The organism is Streptomyces roseicoloratus (assembly GCF_004117935.1).
In the GTDB taxonomy this organism is placed as follows: Bacteria; Actinomycetota; Actinomycetes; order Streptomycetales; family Streptomycetaceae; genus Streptomyces; species Streptomyces roseicoloratus.
In genome coordinates this window covers 13,918-30,355 of the sequence record NZ_SDOY01000168.1, presented here as the reverse complement: position 1 = coordinate 30,355, position 16,438 = coordinate 13,918, and the positions used below count along the sequence as shown (strand labels likewise).

Annotated in this window: 10 protein-coding genes; 5 read left to right on the top strand and 5 right to left on the bottom strand. The window is 74.9% G+C overall.

Annotated features, from left to right (window positions below; all coding sequences use genetic code 11):
• Positions 1-3,467: glycosyltransferase (locus tag ESG85_RS36350; RefSeq protein ID WP_246095385.1), on the bottom strand; the 3,467-nt coding region annotated here is incomplete at its 3' end.
• Between the two features lie 365 nt (positions 3,468-3,832).
• The gene (locus ESG85_RS29635) at positions 3,833-4,096 is read right to left on the bottom strand and encodes a WhiB family transcriptional regulator (protein WP_128984260.1); all 264 of its coding nucleotides are present in this window, start codon (positions 4,094-4,096) and stop codon (positions 3,833-3,835) included.
• A gap of 769 nt (positions 4,097-4,865) precedes the next feature.
• Between ESG85_RS29635 and ESG85_RS29625 the strand changes: the two genes are divergently transcribed.
• The 3 genes from ESG85_RS29625 to ESG85_RS29615 all read left to right on the top strand — a co-directional run bounded on the left by ESG85_RS29625 (position 4,866) and on the right by ESG85_RS29615 (position 7,968).
• Positions 4,866-5,366, top strand: a complete 501-nt coding sequence (locus tag ESG85_RS29625; protein WP_128984259.1) for a cysteine dioxygenase — start codon at positions 4,866-4,868, stop codon at positions 5,364-5,366.
• Positions 5,367-5,521: 155 nt separating this feature from the next.
• Complete coding sequence (cofD, locus tag ESG85_RS29620; RefSeq protein ID WP_128984258.1) at positions 5,522-6,586, top strand: 2-phospho-L-lactate transferase; 1,065 nt, start codon at positions 5,522-5,524, stop codon at positions 6,584-6,586.
• A gap of 8 nt (positions 6,587-6,594) precedes the next feature.
• Entirely contained in the window at positions 6,595-7,968 is a 1,374-nt protein-coding gene (locus ESG85_RS29615; RefSeq protein ID WP_128984264.1) for a coenzyme F420-0:L-glutamate ligase, read from the top strand.
• 197 nt (positions 7,969-8,165) lie between these two features.
• Here the strand turns inward: ESG85_RS29615 and ESG85_RS29610 are convergent, their stop codons facing one another.
• The 3 genes from ESG85_RS29610 to ESG85_RS29600 all read right to left on the bottom strand — a co-directional run bounded on the left by ESG85_RS29610 (position 8,166) and on the right by ESG85_RS29600 (position 13,674).
• Positions 8,166-9,182: a DNA-3-methyladenine glycosylase family protein gene (locus ESG85_RS29610; RefSeq protein WP_128984257.1), complete on the bottom strand. Its 1,017-nt coding sequence runs from the start codon at positions 9,180-9,182 to the stop codon at positions 8,166-8,168.
• 1,374 nt (positions 9,183-10,556) lie between these two features.
• Positions 10,557-11,690 (bottom strand): mannose-1-phosphate guanylyltransferase, encoded by a 1,134-nt coding sequence (gene manB, locus ESG85_RS29605; RefSeq protein ID WP_181019151.1) that lies wholly within the window; start codon positions 11,688-11,690, stop codon positions 10,557-10,559.
• Between the two features lie 109 nt (positions 11,691-11,799).
• Positions 11,800-13,674 (bottom strand): peptidoglycan recognition protein family protein, encoded by a 1,875-nt coding sequence (locus ESG85_RS29600; protein WP_128984255.1) that lies wholly within the window; start codon positions 13,672-13,674, stop codon positions 11,800-11,802.
• 136 nt (positions 13,675-13,810) lie between these two features.
• Here ESG85_RS29600 and ESG85_RS29595 point away from each other — a divergent pair, with 136 nt between their 5' ends.
• Both ESG85_RS29595 and ESG85_RS29590 read left to right on the top strand, forming a co-directional pair.
• On the top strand, positions 13,811-14,572 hold the full coding sequence (locus tag ESG85_RS29595) for a TIGR03089 family protein (RefSeq protein WP_128984254.1): 762 nt from the start codon (positions 13,811-13,813) through the stop codon (positions 14,570-14,572).
• A 562-nt stretch (positions 14,573-15,134) separates the two neighbouring features.
• Positions 15,135-16,397 carry an LCP family protein gene (locus tag ESG85_RS29590; RefSeq protein WP_425471295.1) on the top strand — a complete coding sequence of 421 codons (1,263 nt, stop codon included), beginning with the start codon at positions 15,135-15,137 and terminating at the stop codon, positions 16,395-16,397.
• Positions 16,398-16,438: the final 41 nt, after the last annotated feature.

Genomic DNA, 16,438 nt, shown 5'->3' with positions numbered 1-16,438 from the left:
GCGGCGCGCAGGCGGCGGGCGCGGCGGCCGTCTCCGTCGGCGGCGGTGGCCTGGGCGGGGATGGCGAGCTCCTCGTCGGGCAGGTCGTCGTCGATGTCGCGGCGGCGGCCGGGCAGGGCGAGGACGAGCAGCACGAGGGCGAGGAAGGCCTGGGCCCAGATCCACAGGGTGTGGGTGAGCGGCTGCTCGTGGGTGAGGTCGAGGCGACCGCCGCCTGCGGGCAGTTCGAAGCCCTGGGCCCAGCCGTCGACGGTGACCGGCTTCAGCTCCTGGCCGTCGAGGGTGGCGGTCCAGCCCTCGTCGGCGCGGTCGGCGAGGCGCAGGACGCGGCCCGCGCCGCCCGCCGGGATCGTGTACCGCGCGTCCACGGAGCCGCCGGACACGGCGTCCAGCGGGATGCTCTTCTTGCCGCCGTCGGCCTGCGCGGCGCCGTCGGCGCTCGCCGCGCCGGTGCCGCTCGCCGTTCCGCCGTCGGCGTTCGGGGCGCCGGCGGGGGTGACGATCGTCGCGCGGGTGGCCGTGCGGGCGCCGACGGCCCACAGGGCGCCGCCGTCCTGCTCGCTCTGGCGGTTCAGGCCGGGGGTGGCGTCGAGGACGCGGATCATGTGGCGCGGTGCCCCGTCCCTGACGAGGACGAAGCGGATCGCGAAGCCGTTCAGGGCCTCGGTCTGGTCGGCGCCGGAGCCCGCGACCAGGTGGGCGACGGTCTTGTCGAGGAGCGGTTCGCTCTCGCCGGCCAGGGTCAGCTCGGCGTCGCCGAGGTGCGCGCCGGAGCCGCGGACCAGGGTGTACGAGACCTCGCCGGCCGCGTCGCCGCCGAGGACGAGGGTGCGGGGCTGGCCGCCCTGGCCGCTCTCGTACGCGACGAAGGCGGGGACCTGGACCGGGTCGCGGCGGGTCAGCGGGCCGTCGGCGCCGCCGATCATCCAGCCGGCCGCGGCGACGACCGGGCCGGCGGCGCAGGCGAGCGCGACGAGCGCGGCGACGGGCTGGCGCCAGCCGAAGCCGTGGGCGGCGACGCGGGTGCGGCCGCCCTCGGCGCCGATCGTTCCGGCGGCGAGCAGGGCGGCGCCGTAGACGAGGGTGGCGGGTCCGGCCCAGCCGGCCCCGGCGTCACCGGCGCCGTTGGTGAGGACGGCGAAGAGGAGTCCGGCGAGGCCGGCGGCCCAGGCGGCGCGGACGGCGAAGGCGCGCTCCTCGCGCAGCAGGGCGGCGAGGGCGGCGAGCACGATGCCGATGAGGACGAGCCCGCCGGTGGTGCCGGGGCCGCCGGGGCTGGTGCCGAGCAGGTCGAGCGCGGAGGCCGTGCCCGTACGGATGTCGAGGCCGGCCTCGCGGAGGAAGGCGGTGGGGCTGGTCAGGAGGGACAGTGACCAGGGCGCCAGGACGAGGATCGGGGTGCCGACGGCGGCGAGGAAGCGCAGTCCGTAGGCGGTGATGTCGTCGCGGCGCAGGACGAGGACGCCGATGCCGAGGAGGACGGCGATCGGCCAGACGACCGGGGTGAAGGCCGTCACGAAGGTGAGGAGGAAGGCGTACGCCCAGGTGGCACGCCAGCTGCCCCGCTCACCGGGACCGGAGCCGGGGCGGGAGTCCGACCGGGAGCCGGAGCCGGGGCGGGAGTCCGACCGGGAGCCGGAGCCGGCCGCGGGGCTGCCTTCGAATCCGGCGACGGGGTCGCCGGCGGGATCGGAGCCGGCGCCCGAGGAGGTGCCCGGCCGGTTCAGGCCGTGGGCGGCGACGGCGGCGCGGGCGATCAGCGGCAGCAGGATCGCGAGGACCGCGGTGCCGAGCCGGCCGGTGGCGAGCGCGCCGGTGGCGGCGGGCAGGAACGCGTAGGCGACGGCGGCCCAGGCGCGCAGCAGCCGGGACTCGACGATGCCGCGGGAGGCGAAGTAGGCGGTGACGCCGGCCAGCGGGACCGAGCAGACGAGCAGCAGGGTCAGCGCGAAGGAGGTCGAGCCGAGGAAGAGCGCGGAGAGCGCGGCCAGGACGGCGAGGTAGGGCGGGGCGGTCTGGGTGCCGCCGGTGCCGATGTCGTGCCAGCTGTCGGCGTAGCGCGACCAGAGTCCGGAGACGGTGTCGGGGGCTGGCAGCAGGGCGCCGCCGGCCAGCGAGCCGCCGCCGAGGAGGTTGCGGCAGGCGACCAGGGAGACGACGAGGAGCAGGGCGAAGAGGATGGGGCCGGGCCGGCGGGCGATCTTCTTCAGCCGGGCGAACTGCTCGACCTCCAGGTAGTCCGCGTCGTCGCCGCCGGGTCCCGACTCGACGGCGCCGTGCCGCGAGCCGCCGGAGTCGGCGTCGGAGCCGCCGAAGTGGGAGGCGAGCTGTTCGACGGTGGCGCGGACGGTGGCGCCGGGCGCGGGGAAGAGGGAGCGGAGTTCGCCGGCGGGGACGGCCGGGTTCTTGCGGCGCTTGCGGGCGGCGAGGATCTTCTCGGGGCGCAGCAGGGTCGCGAGCAGTCCCATGATCTCGTCGACGGCCTGGCCCGGCGCCTTGCCGACGAGGTAGGCGAGGGTGCGGAGCAGGGTGCCGAGGACGAGCCGGAGGAACACGTACGGCAGCGCGGCGCCGCGGGTGTTGGCGAGCAGCGTGTAGACGGCGCCGGCCTTGTCGACGCGGTGCGGGTTGGCGGCGGTGCGGCCCGCGCAGTCGACGGTGCGGCGTTCGCGGGCGGAGGCCTCGGCGTGCCGCAGGACGGCGTCGGGGGCGACGAGGACGCGGTGGCCGGCGGCGTGGGCGCGCCAGCACAGGTCGACGTCGTCGCGCATGAGGGGCAGTCGGCGGTCGAAGCCGCCGAGCTCCTCGAACACGTCGCGGCGGACGAGCATGCCGGCGCTGGAGACGGACAGGACGGAGCGGATCTGGTCGTGCTGGCCCTGGTCCTGTTCGCGGCGGTCGAGGCCGGTCCAGCGGCGGCCGCTGCGGGCGATGGAGACGCCGGCTTCGAGGAGCTGCTTCTTGTCGTACCAGCCGCGCAGCTTGGGGCCGATGACGGCGGCGTACTCGTCGGAGTCGGCGACGCGCAGGAGTTCGGTGAGCGCGCCGGGCTCGGGCGCGCAGTCGTCGTGGAGCAGCCAGAGCCACTGCACGGGCTCGCCGTAGGGGAGTTCGGGGAGGTCGTAGGCGTCGTCGCGCCAGGTGCGGGTGACCGGGTCCCAGCCGCTGGGGCGCTTCAGGTACGGGAGTTCCTCGGGTCCGAGGACGGGTGCCGTACGGGCGGCCTCCTCGACGGCGGCGCCGAATCCGGTGCGGCGTGCGAGGTGGAGGACGCGGTCGTCGCCGAGGGACTCGGCGAGCAGTCGCGCGGAGTCGTCGGCGCTGCCGGTGTCGGCGGCGACGGCGTTCTGTACGGGGCGCTCCTGGGCGAGGAGCCCGGCGAGGGCGTCCGGCAGCCAGCGGGCGCCGTCGTGGGCGACGAGCACGGCGGTGACGACGTGTCGCGGAAACTCAGGAGTTGAGGACATCGAGCTACGGGCCCTCCGGCCGGGGGTCGCCCGCGGGGGGGCGTGGGTGCGTCTCGGACGGAGGCCCACACTAACGGCAGACGGCGGGGGGGCGGTGCGCGGTGCCCGGATGAGGGGTGGGGGTGCGAGGGGGGGCGCGGGCGGGAAAGAGAAAGGTCCGCCGCCCGGGGGAGAACCCGCGGGCGGCGGACCGTTCGCTATGTGTCCTGGTCTGCGTTGTGGTGTCCGTGTCCGTGTCCGTGTACCTGCACGTGTCCGCGTCTGCATGGGTGTCGGCGTCTGCATGTGCGTCTGCCTCTGCCTCTGCCTCTGCCTCTGCGTCCGTCCGGCGTCCGGTGTCCGCCCTCCGAGGGGCGTGGCCGGATTCAGACGGCGGCCTTCTTGAGACGGCGGCGTTCCCGCTCGGACAGACCGCCCCAGATGCCGAACCGCTCGTCGTTCTGCAGCGCGTATTCGAGGCATTCGGAGCGGACCTCGCAGGCGAGGCAGACCTTTTTCGCCTCGCGCGTCGAGCCGCCCTTCTCGGGGAAAAAGGACTCGGGGTCGGTCTGGGCGCACAATGCGCGCTCCTGCCAGCCGAGTTCCTCGCCCGCGTCCTCGACCAGCAGTTCCTCGAACAACTCGGTCATGTGCGCCCCTCGTCCGTCTGTGCGTCCCCGTGATGTCGCCGAAATCGATCCCGATCGATCCGGCCGAACGACACGAGTGAAATTACAAGTTCGTGCTCTGTGCGAGTCAAGCCGAGATCTGCTATTGGGCCCCGTATTCACTCTGCGGAACCAAGCCTATGCGGAAAGTGTTCAAATCACCAAAAACCTGACATATGCCACCGACCCGGCCACACCGTCACGCCTCACCAGAGAGGACGACCGAGACTTCGATCTTGTTGCGATCCAGCCACGGAAGCGATCCGGATCACAGTCCGATCACGGAATCCCGTCCGCGTTTACGGCGACGGCTGCTGCGCCATGTCTCCGGGTCCGGCGCTGCGCAAACCTTTCTGCACACGCGGTAACCGGATGAGGTGAATCATTACCGCCATTTCGGGCATTGAGTTGACAGTCGGGTGTCCCGCCCGCCACTTTGGTGGCATGCCAGCGACCTCAGCGCCCTCCGCGACCCACGCCCGTGGGTTCCGCCGCGCTGTCCAGGCCCGCTGTTGTTGTTGCTGTCCCAGCTGTTGACGCGCGCGATCTCCCGTAGCGCTCCGGCTTCCCGAGCGGCCGCCGTCCCGCCGCCGCACCCCGCGTGACCGCGCACCCCGCGCATCCGCACCGCTTCGCCTCCGCATCCGCATCCGCTCCATCCGTTCCGCGACGTGCGAGGGCGCAGGCGAGACCCCCACCGCAGCACCCCCACCGCGACACCCCGCACTTCTGCCGAGGAACCACCGCACCCATGAACATGGACAGCGACCTTCAGATCGCCGGCGACATCCTTGAGGTCCCGCACCTCCTCCAGCCGGCCCGCGAGCACCCCGTCACCGTCGCCGAGTTCGTCGGCCTCGCCCGCGAACTCGCCGCCGACCGCGCCCTGTGGGCCCCGTACGTCGCCTACGACGCCACCACCCGCTGGTACCACCGGCTCCGCACCGGCCCCGGTTACGAGGTCTGGCTGCTCTCCTGGCTGCCCGGACAGGGCAGCGGCAGCCACGACCACGGCCCGTCGTCCGGCGTGCTCACCGTCCTGGAGGGCGAGCTGACGGAGCGCACGGAGCGCGGCGTGCGGACCCTCGACGCGGGCGCGCAGCGCGTCTTCGCGCCGGGCTACGTCCACGAGGTCGTCAACGACTCCCTGGAACCCGCCGTGAGCCTGCACGTCTACTACCCGGGCCTGACGGAGATGCCGATGCACGCGTCGGCGCGCGAGCAGTGCGCGGCGCAGCCGGTGGTGGCGTAGGCGGGGCGGCGCTGCCGGGATCGCACAGCCGGTGGTAGCGCGGCCTGGAACTGCGTGGCCTGCGGCGGCGCTGCCAGGGATGCCCGCCGGGGCGGCTGCTGCGGCTTCCGCCCCGGCGCCCCACGGAGTCGTACCCGCCTGACAGACTGCTCTGCATGCGCATTGTGGTTCTGGCCGGTGGCATCGGTGGTGCCCGCTTCCTTCGCGGCCTCAAGCAGGCCGCGAAGGAAGCGGAGATCACGGTCGTCGGCAACACCGGTGACGACATCCATCTCTTCGGCCTCAAGGTCTGCCCCGACCTCGACACCGTGATGTACACCCTCGGCGGTGGCATCAACGAGGAACAGGGCTGGGGCCGTGAGGACGAGTCCTTCACCGTCAAGGAGGAACTCGCCGCGTACGGGGTCGGACCCGAGTGGTTCGGCCTCGGCGACCGCGACTTCGCCACCCATATCGTCCGTACCCAGATGCTCGCCGCCGGCTACCCGCTCAGCGCCGTCACCGAGGCGCTCTGCGCCCGCTGGCAGCCCGGCGTCCGGCTGATCCCGATGTCCGACGACCGGATCGAGACGCACGTCGCGATCGAGGAGGACGGCGAGCAGCGGGCCGTGCACTTCCAGGAGTACTGGGTGAAGCTGCGCGCCTCCGTGGACGCGAAGGCCGTCGTGCCGGTCGGCGCGGAGCAGGCGAAGCCCGCGCCGGGCGTCCTGGAGGCGATCGCCGAGGCCGACGTCATCCTCTTCCCGCCGTCCAACCCCGTCGTGTCCGTCGGCACGATCCTGGCCGTGCCCGGCATCCGCGAGGCGGTCGCCTCCGCGGGCGCGCCCGTGGTCGGCCTCTCCCCCATCGTCGGCGACGCACCGGTGCGCGGCATGGCCGACAAGGTGCTCGCGGCGGTCGGCGTGGAGTCCACGGCGGCGGCCGTGGCCCTGCACTACGGCGCCGGGCTCGTCGACGGCTGGCTCGTCGACACCGTCGACGCGGGCACGGTCGCGGATGTCGAGACGGCGGGCATCCGCTGCCGCGCGGTGCCGCTGATGATGACGGACATGGACGCGACGGCGCAGATGGCGCGCGAGGCGCTGGCGCTGGCGGCGGAGGTCCGCGAGGCGGGCGGCGCCGGTGACGCGGCCGCGACGGGCGGGGTGGGCGAGTCGGGCGACGGGGCTGCGTCGAGTGCATCGGGTGGTGCGGGTGCCGCCGACGGAGCCGACGCGTGACGGGCGGCGTGGCCGGGAGCCCGACCGACGACGAGACGGGCGACGGGCCCTCGTCCGGGGGCGGCGGCCGTGTCGGTGACGACGGGGACGCGCGTTACGAGGTGTGGGCGCCGGCCGGGTTTCCCGAGGTCACGGCCGGGGACGACGTCGCCAAGCTGATCGCCTCCGTCCTCCCGGGTCTCGCCGACGGCGACGTCCTCCTCGTCACCTCGAAGATCGTGAGCAAGGCGGAGGGGCGGGTGATCGCCGCCGACGACCGCGAGGAGGCGATCGACGCCGAGGCGGTACGGGTGGTGGCGCGGCGCGGTGCCCTCCGCATCGTCGAGAACCGGCAGGGCCTCGTGATGGCCGCCGCCGGTGTCGACGCCTCCAACACCCCCGCCGGGACGGTGCTGTTGCTGCCCGAGGACCCGGACGCCTCGGCGCGCCGGATCCGCGCGGGGCTGCGCGAGGCGCTGGGCGTCGAGGTCGGGGTGATCGTCACCGACACCTTCGGGCGGCCCTGGCGCGGCGGGCTCACGGACGTCGCCATCGGCGCGGCCGGGGTACGGGTCCTGGACGACCTGCGGGGCGTGACGGACTCCCACGGCAACGAGCTGAACGTGACGGTGGTCGCCACCGCCGACGAACTCGCCGCCGCCGGCGACCTGGTGAAGGGCAAGGCCACGGGCCGGCCCGTGGCCGTCGTCCGCGGACTCGGCCATGTCGTGGGCGGCGACGAGGAGCCGGGTGCGCGGGCGCTGGTACGGAACGCCGCCGACGACATGTTCCGGCTCGGCACGTCGGAGGCGATCCGGGAGGCGGTGACGCTGCGGCGCACCGTACGGGAGTTCACCGACGACCCGGTCGACCCGGGCGCGGTACGGCGCGCGGTCGCGGCCGCCGTCACGGCGCCCGCGCCGCACCACACCACCCCGTGGCGCTTCGTGCTGCTGGAGTCGGAGGCCTCGCGGGTACGGCTGCTCGACGCGATGCGGGACGCGTGGATCGCGGACCTGCGGGCGGACGGGAAGTCGGAGGAGTCGATCGCGCGGCGCGTCCGCCGCGGCGACGTCCTGCGCAAGGCGCCGTACCTGATCGTGCCGTGCCTCGTCATGGACGGCGCCCACCACTACGGCGACCCGCGCCGGGACGCCGCCGAGCGCGAGATGTTCGTGGTCGCGGCGGGCGCGGGCGTGCAGAACCTGCTGGTCGCGCTGGCCGGTGAGCGGCTGGGCTCGGCGTGGGTGTCGTCGACGATGTTCTGCCGCGACGTCGTCCGTGACGTCCTCGGCCTCCCGGCCGGCTGGGACCCGATGGGCGCCGTGGCGGTGGGCCGCCCGGCGGCCCCGCCGAAGGAACGGGCGGCACGGCAGGCGGGGGCGTTCATCGAGGTGCGGTGAGTGGTGGGGCGGTGCGGCTCGGCGGTGCGGCTCGGCGGAGCGGCTTGGCGGTGCGGCCGGGCTCGGCCGACGGCGGGCCGGTCGGCGAGCGGGCCGGTCGGCGAGCGGGCCGGTCGGCGAGCGGTGCTGCTCGCCGACTCAAGCGGCCGGCGGGCCCAAGGCCTCTGCCGAGGGCGGCCGCTACAGCCTGGTGATCGCTACAGCCTGGTGATGTTGTTGGGTGCCAGGCGCGGTGCCCGGCGGGGCGGGACGCGGCCGCTGAGAAGGATCAGGCGGGCGGCGCGGTGGCGCTGGCCCTCGTAGGGGGCGAGCAGTTCCAGCATGGCCGCGTCGTCGGCCGCGCGGTCCCCTGCGAGCGCCCAGCCGACGATGCCCGGGAGGTGGAGGTCGCCGGTGGTGACCTCGTCCGGGGCGCCGTTGCTGCGCTGGACGGTCTCGGCGGAGGTCCAGGGGCCGATGCCGGGGATGAGTTCGAGGCGCTTGCGGGCGTCCGCCGGGGCCATGTGCGCGGCCTCCTCCATGCGACGGGCGACGCGGGCGGCGCGGACGACGGTGGCGGCGCGTTTGCCGTCGACGTTCGCGCGGTGCCACTCCCAGGACGGGATCATCGCCCACGTACGGGCGTCGGGCATCACGTACATGCCGTCCGGGGCCGGGCCGGGGGCGGGCTCGCCGTGCGTGCGGACGAGGTGCCGCCAGGAGCCGTAGGCCTCGTCGGTGGTGACCTTCTGTTCCAGGACGGAGGGGATCAGCGACTCCATCACGAGCCCGGTGCGGGTGAGCCGCAGGCCGCGGCGGGCGCGGTGGGTGAGCGCGAGGAGCTTGTGGCGGGGGACGAAGGCGTCGGGCTCGTCGTCCGCGCCGAGCAGCGCGGGCAGTCCGTCGAGCAGCCAGGTCGCGCCGGGCCCCCACGCCTCGGCGGCGACGGCCCCCACGTGGACGCGGACGCGGAGCGTCCCGGGTCCGTCGGGCGTCCGGCTGGCCCGCCAGACGGAGCCGTCGGAGGTCGTACGGAAGGTGGGGTCGGCGGGGCCGCGGCGCAGGGGCCCGAGGGTGAGGCCCAGATCGAGGTCGTGCCCCAGCTCCAGCACCCGCGCCTCCGCCTCCGCCTGCGGCTCTGGGCGGGGCTGGGGGCTGGGCGCGGGTACGGGTACGTGGCCGCCGCGGTACGTGGTGCGCGTGGTGGGGGTGCGGGGGGCGAAGCGGCCGGCCATGCCATGAGCCTAGCCGTGCGGCGGGCAGGAAGGCCGCCGCCGTCCCGCCGTGCCCGCTCGACGCCCCTCCGCTGCGGGCGGTCCCGCCGCCGGTGCGCTGTGGGCGGCCCCGCCGCCGTTGCGCTGCGGGCCTTCGCCCGGGCCGCGCCGCCGTTGCGCTGTAGGCCTTCGCCCGGGCCACGGCCGCCGTTGCGCTGCTGCCGGCCCCGTCGCTCTGCTGTAGGCCTTCGCCCGCACAGTGGGCGTCCCGCTGTGAGCCTCCGCACGCAGAGCCGCGATCGCCGTTCCGCTGTGGGTGACCCAGGCCGTGGCGCTGCGTGCCTCCACCCGCGGGGCCGCACCGCCGTTGCGCTTGGGCGGGGCCTGCCGCTCCGCTGTGGGCGGCTCAGTCCGTGGCGCTGCGGGCCTCCGCCCGCAGGGCCGCGCCCACCGCTCCGATGTGGGTGGCGCCCACCGTTGCGCCGCGAGCCTCCGCCGCAGGCCGCGCCCGCCGTCCCGCCGTTTCGCTGTGGGCATTCGTTCCGCCGGGGCGGAACGGGTGGGCACAGCGGAACGGCGCCCCTGCCGCGCCTAGGCCCCCTGCGCCTTGACGGTCACCCAGAGGACGCCGCGCCGTAGTGGTGCGGCCAGGAACCAGGAGCGAAGGCGCCGCAAAGGGCGCCGTCCCGTGTGCCCACCCGTCCCGCCCTGCGGGACGAATGCCCACACGTAGGTGGGCGACACCCGCACCGCACCGCCCGGCGCGGGCACACACGGGAAGGGACACCACCACCGCACCGCCCAGCCAGGCGCCAGCCCACATGGAGGTGGGCGACACCCGTGCCGCCAGCCAGGCGCCAGCCCACACGGCGGAGGCTCGACACCGCACCGCCTAGCAGGGCGCGGCCCCACACGGGAGGCGGCGCCATCGCGGCACCGCCCAACAGGGCACGAGCCCACAAGGAAGTGGGCGACACCCGCACTGCCCAGCCAGGCGGGGGCACGGCACCGCACCGCCCAGCCAGGCGCGGGCACACATGGGAGCGCGCACCACCACGGCACTGCCCAGCCGGGCGCGAGCCCACACGGCGGAGGCTCGACACCACACCGCCCAGCCAGGCGCGGCCCCACACGGGAGGCGGCGCCATCGCGGCACCGCCCAACAGGGCACGAGCCCACACGGCGGGGGGCACGGCACCGCACCGCCCAGCCAGGCGCGGGCACACACGGCGGGGGGCACCACCACGGCACCGCCCAGCCAGGCGCGGCCCCACACGGGAGCGGGCACCACCACAGCACCGCCCACCTGGGCGCGAGCGCGTACAGCGAGGGCACCGCACCGCGCAGCCGGGCGTGGGCGCGTATGGCCGTGCAGCAGTAGGTGGGGGCGGAGGGTTACTGGTCCGAGGAGAAGCGGAGGGAGGCTGGGGGAAGGGTGGTGTCGCACCAGACGCGGACGCCGTCCCTCAGCTCGTTGTCCGCCCCCACCTCCGCCCCGTCCCCGATCACCGCTCCCGTCAGCACCGTGCGCGCGCCGATGCGCGCGCCCGCGCCGATGAGCGAGTCGGTGACGACGGCGCCGGGTTCGACGACCGCGTTCGCCATCACCGTCGAGCCGGTGACGCGCGCACCCGCGCCGATCACCGCGCCCGGGCCGATCACCGTACCGCCGGTCAGCTTCGCGTCCGGCGCCACCGTCGCCGTCTCCATGATCAGCCGGTCACCGCAGCGACCCGGCACCGCCGGCGACGGCGCGCGGCCGAGGACGAGGTCGGCGGAGCCGCGGACGAAGGCCTGCGGGGTGCCGAGGTCGAGCCAGTACGTGGAGTCGACCATGCCCTGCAGGTGCGCGCCGGAGGCGAGCAGCTCCGGGAACGTCTCGCGTTCGACGGAGACCGGCCGGCCCGCCGGGATCGTGTCGATCACCGAGCGCCGGAACACGTACGCGCCCGCGTTGATCTGGTCGGTGACGATCTCCTCCGGGGTCTGCGGCTTCTCCAGGAAGGCCGTGACCCGGCCGGTCGGGTCCGTCGGGACCAGACCGAAGGCGCGCGGGTCCTCCACCCGCGTGAGGTGGAGGGAGACGTCCGCGCCCGAGGACCGGTGCGTGGCGACGAGGGCCTGGATGTCCAGGCCGGTGAGGATGTCGCCGTTGAAGATCAGGACCGGGTCCTCGGGCGCCGAGCGGAGCCGCGAGGCCACGTTGCGGATGGCACCGCCGGTGCCGAGCGGCTCCTCCTCGGTGACGTACTCGATGCTCAGACCGAGCTTCGAGCCGTCACCGAAGTACGGCTCGAAGACCTCCGCCAGGTACGAGGTGGCGAGGACGATGTGCTCCACGCCCGCCGCCCGGGCCCGGGCCAGCTGGTGCGTCAGGAAGGGGACGCCGGCCGCCGGAACCATCGGCTTGGGCGTGTTGATCGTCAGGGGACGCAGCCGGGTGCCTTTGCCACCGACCAGGAGAATCGCTTCGGTCACCTGTCGTCTCTGCTTCCTGTTCGGGTCCGGTCTCGTCACCGGGGACGGCATTCGTTCGGCCGTCCGTACGATATGACCGGTCAGTTTATGCAGATGGTTGAGCCGGGTTGATTCCGCGCCCCCCGCACGTCCCCTCCGCACATCCTTTCCGCGCCTCCCGTCAGCCCCTTCCCTGGTACTTCGCCGAGGCCGAGCGGGCGGTGCCGAGCTTGCCGTAGAGACGTACGCCCGGGCACTCGGTGGCGAAACCGTCGCGGTGGCCGGCGATGGCGTTGAACTTCACCTTGCTGCCCTTCTTGTAGCGGTTTCCCCCTCCCGAGGTGAGCGTCACCTTTCCCTTCGGATTCACCCCGTGCAGCCCCAGCTTCCACGCGGTCAGCCGAGCGACGGCCGTCACGACGGCGGCCGGCGGCGTCGAGCTGCCGTACGTGCCGAGGACGGCGACGCCCATGCTGTTCGTGTTGAAGCCGAGGGTGTGGGCGCCCAGGACCGGCTTGGAGACGCCGCCGGCCCGGCCCTCGTAGATGTTTCCGCACTTGTCGACGGCGAAGTTGTAGCCGAAGTCACGCCAGCCCAGGCTCTTCACGTGGTAGCGGTAGATGCTGCGCAGCACGGAGGGGGCCTGCTTGCAGGTGTAGTTGTTGCCGGTGGCGGTGTGGTGGACGAACGCCGCCTTGATCGTCTTCGTGTAGACGAACTTCCGCTCGCGCATCTTCTCGTCGGCGCCCCAGCCCTTGCGGGTGATGATCTTGGGGCGGGGACCGATGTACGGCTTCGCGGCCGCGGCCGCCGGGGCGGCGGGAGCGGCTTGGGCGGCGGGAGCCGCGGGGGCTGCCGGGGCCGCGGGGGCTGCCGGGGCCGCGGGAGCCGCCTGCGCGGCTGCTCGGTCGGCAGCCCGGTCGGCGGCTGCGGCCGCCAGGGTCTGGGCGCGGGTCAGGGCGGGGAGTTCCGCGGCGTCGGCGGAGGCGGCGAGGCCCGACACGTCGACGCTCGCGGCGGCGGACCTGTCGGCCGCCCGGGCGGCGGCCTGGACGGCGGCCTGTTCGGCGACCCAGCCGCCGGCCGGGTCGGGTGCGGGCACCGCCGTCCGCGCGACGGACTTCGCGTGCGGGGCGAGGCGGGGGGCGAAGGCCGGGCCGGGAGCGGAGTCCCGGGCGACGTCCGGAGCGACGTCCGGAGCGGTGTCCGGGGCGACGTCCGGAGCGATGTCCGGGGCGATGCCCGGAGCGGAGTCCCGCGTGGCTTCCGGCGCCTGCTGCTCGCCCGAGTCCGCGGCCCGGTCGGTGCCCGGGTCCGGGCCCGGGTCGACCAGTTCCAGGCGCAGGCCCGCCGGGAGAGGCGCGGCTTCTCGCGCTCCCGCTTCCGGGCGTACGCGGACCTCGACGCCGTCCGACGCGCCCACCCACAGCGGCGCCGTGGCCCCGCGCAGGGCGCCCGAACGTCCCTCCGCCGTGGCCGGGTCGGCGCCGTGCTCGTCGTTGTGGGTCTCCACGTCCTGCCACGCGGACCACGCTCCGTCCGCCGCGGCCCGGGTGCGGACCTGGACGGTGCCGTGCAGCGGGGCACGCGCGTCGTCCCAGACCACGCCGACGAGCGAGAACGGCCTGACGTCCCGTCGGGTGAGGCCCTGCTCCCCCGCCGCCTCGGCGGGGCGCCCCACCGACCGGCCGTGGACCTGCGGTTCGCGCTCGTCGAGGGGCTCGAGAGATCCCTGCGGTTCGCCGGGTTCGCGGGGTTCGACGGGGTCCAGGGGCTCCAGGGGGAGCGACTGGGTCGACCCCGCGAGGTCGCCCTGCTGCGCCGCCGCCGTCACGGCGGCCTCGTCAGCCGGGGCGGCCGGGGCGGCCAGGGCCGCCGGGACTGCTGGGGCTGCTGGGGCTGCTGGGTCCGCGCGTACGGCGGAGGCGGGTGGGTCCGTACGGACGGCAGGGGCGGTCAGCGCTGCGGCCGCGCCGGCCGGGGTCGTGAGGGCGAGCGGCAGGGCGAGTGCCGCCGCGCACGTGACGGCGATCGAGGAGGCGAGGTAGGCACGCATGGAGCGATCGTCCGCACCGCGCCCGGGTTCCGCTCGGCGGGAACGCGCACGGAAACTGACGCCCCGTCGGGCCGACCGGTGGACGACGTCACCGGTACGGCGGACCCCGCCGGGCGGCGCGCGTACGCTTGCCCGCGTGAACGCCAGCGACCGCACCCCTGCCGACCTGCTGCGATCCGCGCTCGCCGCGGATCCCGCCCGCCCCTTGGTCACTTTCTACGACGACGCCACCGGTGAACGCGTGGAATTGTCGGTGGCCACCTTCGCCAATTGGGTGGCGAAGACCGCCAATCTGCTCCAGGGCGAGCTGTCCGCGTCCCCGGGCGACCGGGTGGCGCTGCTGCTGCCCGCGCACTGGCAGACCGCGGTGTGGCTGCTCGCCTGCTCCTCCGTCGGCGTGACGGCGGAGCTCGGCGGCGATCCGGCCGACGCGGACTACGTGGTGGCGGGGCCCGAAGGGCTCGAGGCGGGCCTCGCCTGCTCCGGGGACCGGATCGCGCTCTCCCTCGCGCCGCTGGGGCGCCGGTTCCCGGCGCCGCCGGCCGGATACGCGGACTACGCGGTGGAGGTGCCGAGTCAGGGTGACCGGTTCGCGCCGTTCACGCCGGTCGATCCCGATGCGCCCGCGCTTGTCGTCGACGGTACGGAACTGACGGGCGCCCAGCTCGTCGAGCGCGCCCGCGCGGATGCGGAGGAGCTGGGGCTCGGGGTCGGGTCGCGGCTGCTGTCCGGTGGCGCGTACGACACCTGGGCCGGGGTCTCGGCCGGGCTGTACGCGCCGCTCGCGGCGGGTGGGTCGGTGGTGCTGTGCCCGCATCTGGAGCAGTTGGACGAGGGCGGGCTGGCGCGGCGGGTGGAGAGCGAGCGGGTGACGGCTACGGCCGACGGGCGGCCGTAGGCGCCCGTGACGGCGCCGGGCCGTCGGACGGGGCCGGGTCCCTTCGCGCGCCGCGCGGTGTGAACGGCGCACCGTTCCGGGGGTGGCGGGCAGGCGCAGGGGCGGAACGCGCCCGCAAGGGCGCCGTCCCGTGTGCCCACCCGTCCCGCCCCAGCGGGACGAATGCCCACACGGAGGTACAAGGACGGGCACCGCCCCGCCAGGCGCGGGCCCCGCGCGGAGGTCCGACCCCCCACCGCCCCGCCGAGCTCAGGCCCACACGGAGGCCACGACCACAGCACCGCCCCGCCGAGCACGCGCCCCACGCCGAGGCACGACCACAGCACCGCCCCGCCGAGCTCAGCTCACACCGAGACGCGAACGACGGCGCCGCCTCCTCCCCCGTGGGGCCGGTGGGAGGGGGGTTGGGTCACCCGTGTGGTGGATCGACTCGCCGCGTACTCGGGTGTGGGTGGGGAGTCCGGTACATGATCGGCTCGGGGGTATCGATGCCTTCCGCAGAACCGTGGGCCGGGATCCGCCGTCTACCTCAGTGGCCGGCGTGCCACGTGCCGCCGACGCCATCGAGGACGGATCAGACGTGACGGACAGCGCAGACACGCCCCCCGGGGGCGCTCGCGGGCGGCGGCGCTGGCTGCGCTGGACGGCGTTGGGGGCGGCGGTCGTGGTGCTGATGGCGGCGGGGGTGGGCTGGTGGCTGTACCGGAAGCTGGACGGGAACATCACCACGGACACCACCGCCGCGGCCGAGCTGCTCAAGTACGAGAAGGAGCGGCCCTCGCCCGCCGTGAACGCGGCGCGGAACATCCTGCTCATCGGCTCGGACACGCGCGCGGGCGCCGGGAACGGCAAGTACGGGCAGGACGGCGGCACCCAGCGGTCGGACACCACGATCCTGCTGCACCTCTCCGCCGGCGGGGCGGGGGCGACCGCGGTGTCGATCCCCCGCGACCTGATGGTGCACATTCCCAGCTGCGCCAGGACGGGAAGCGAGAAGGGCGGGAAGAAGGGCGGGAAGAAGGGTGGCAAGGAGGGCGGCAAGGAGGGCGGGGGCCAGGACGGGGGGCGGACCTCGCCGCAGTTCGCTCAGTTCAACTGGGCCTTCGAGTTCGGCGGCACCGCCTGCACCATCCGCACCCTGGAGAAGCTGACCGGGATCCGGATCGACCATCACATGGTGATCGACTTCCGCGGCTTCAAGAAGATGGTCGACGCCGTCGACGGCGTCGAGATCTGTCTCAAGGAGCCGATCGACGACGAGGACGCCCATCTGAAGCTGCCCGCCGGCCGGCAGGTCCTGCACGGCGAGCAGGCGCTCGGTTTCGTCCGGGCCCGGAAGTCGCTCGGGAACGGCAGCGACACCGAGCGGATGGACCGGCAGCAGCAGTTCCTGGGGGCCCTGGTCAGCAAGGTGCAGAGCGACGGCGTCCTGCTCAATCCGACCCGGTTGTATCCGGTGCTGGACGCGGCGACGAAGTCGATCACGACCGATCCGGGGCTCGCGTCGCTCCGGGACCTGTACGACCTGGCCCGGTCGATGCGGGCGATCCCGACCGAGAAGGTGCAGTTCCTGACGGTGCCCCGGCGGTCGTACCCGCCCAACCCGAACCGGGACGAACTGGTGCAACCCGCCGCCGACCAGCTCTTCGCGCGGTTGCGCGCCGACCAACCGGTCACCGTCCGCCCGGGCGGCACCGGGAAGGCGGACGGGGCCGGGGAGTCGGACGGGGCTGGCGAGTCGGGGCGTACGGCGGAGGAACCGGGCGCCTCGTCGGCGGCGCCGTCGTTCGCCGGGCGGAACGCGGCCGAGGGGGCGTGCCGGTGACCGGGTGGGGGCGCGTCCGGGCGCGCCGGGACCGCCGGGCG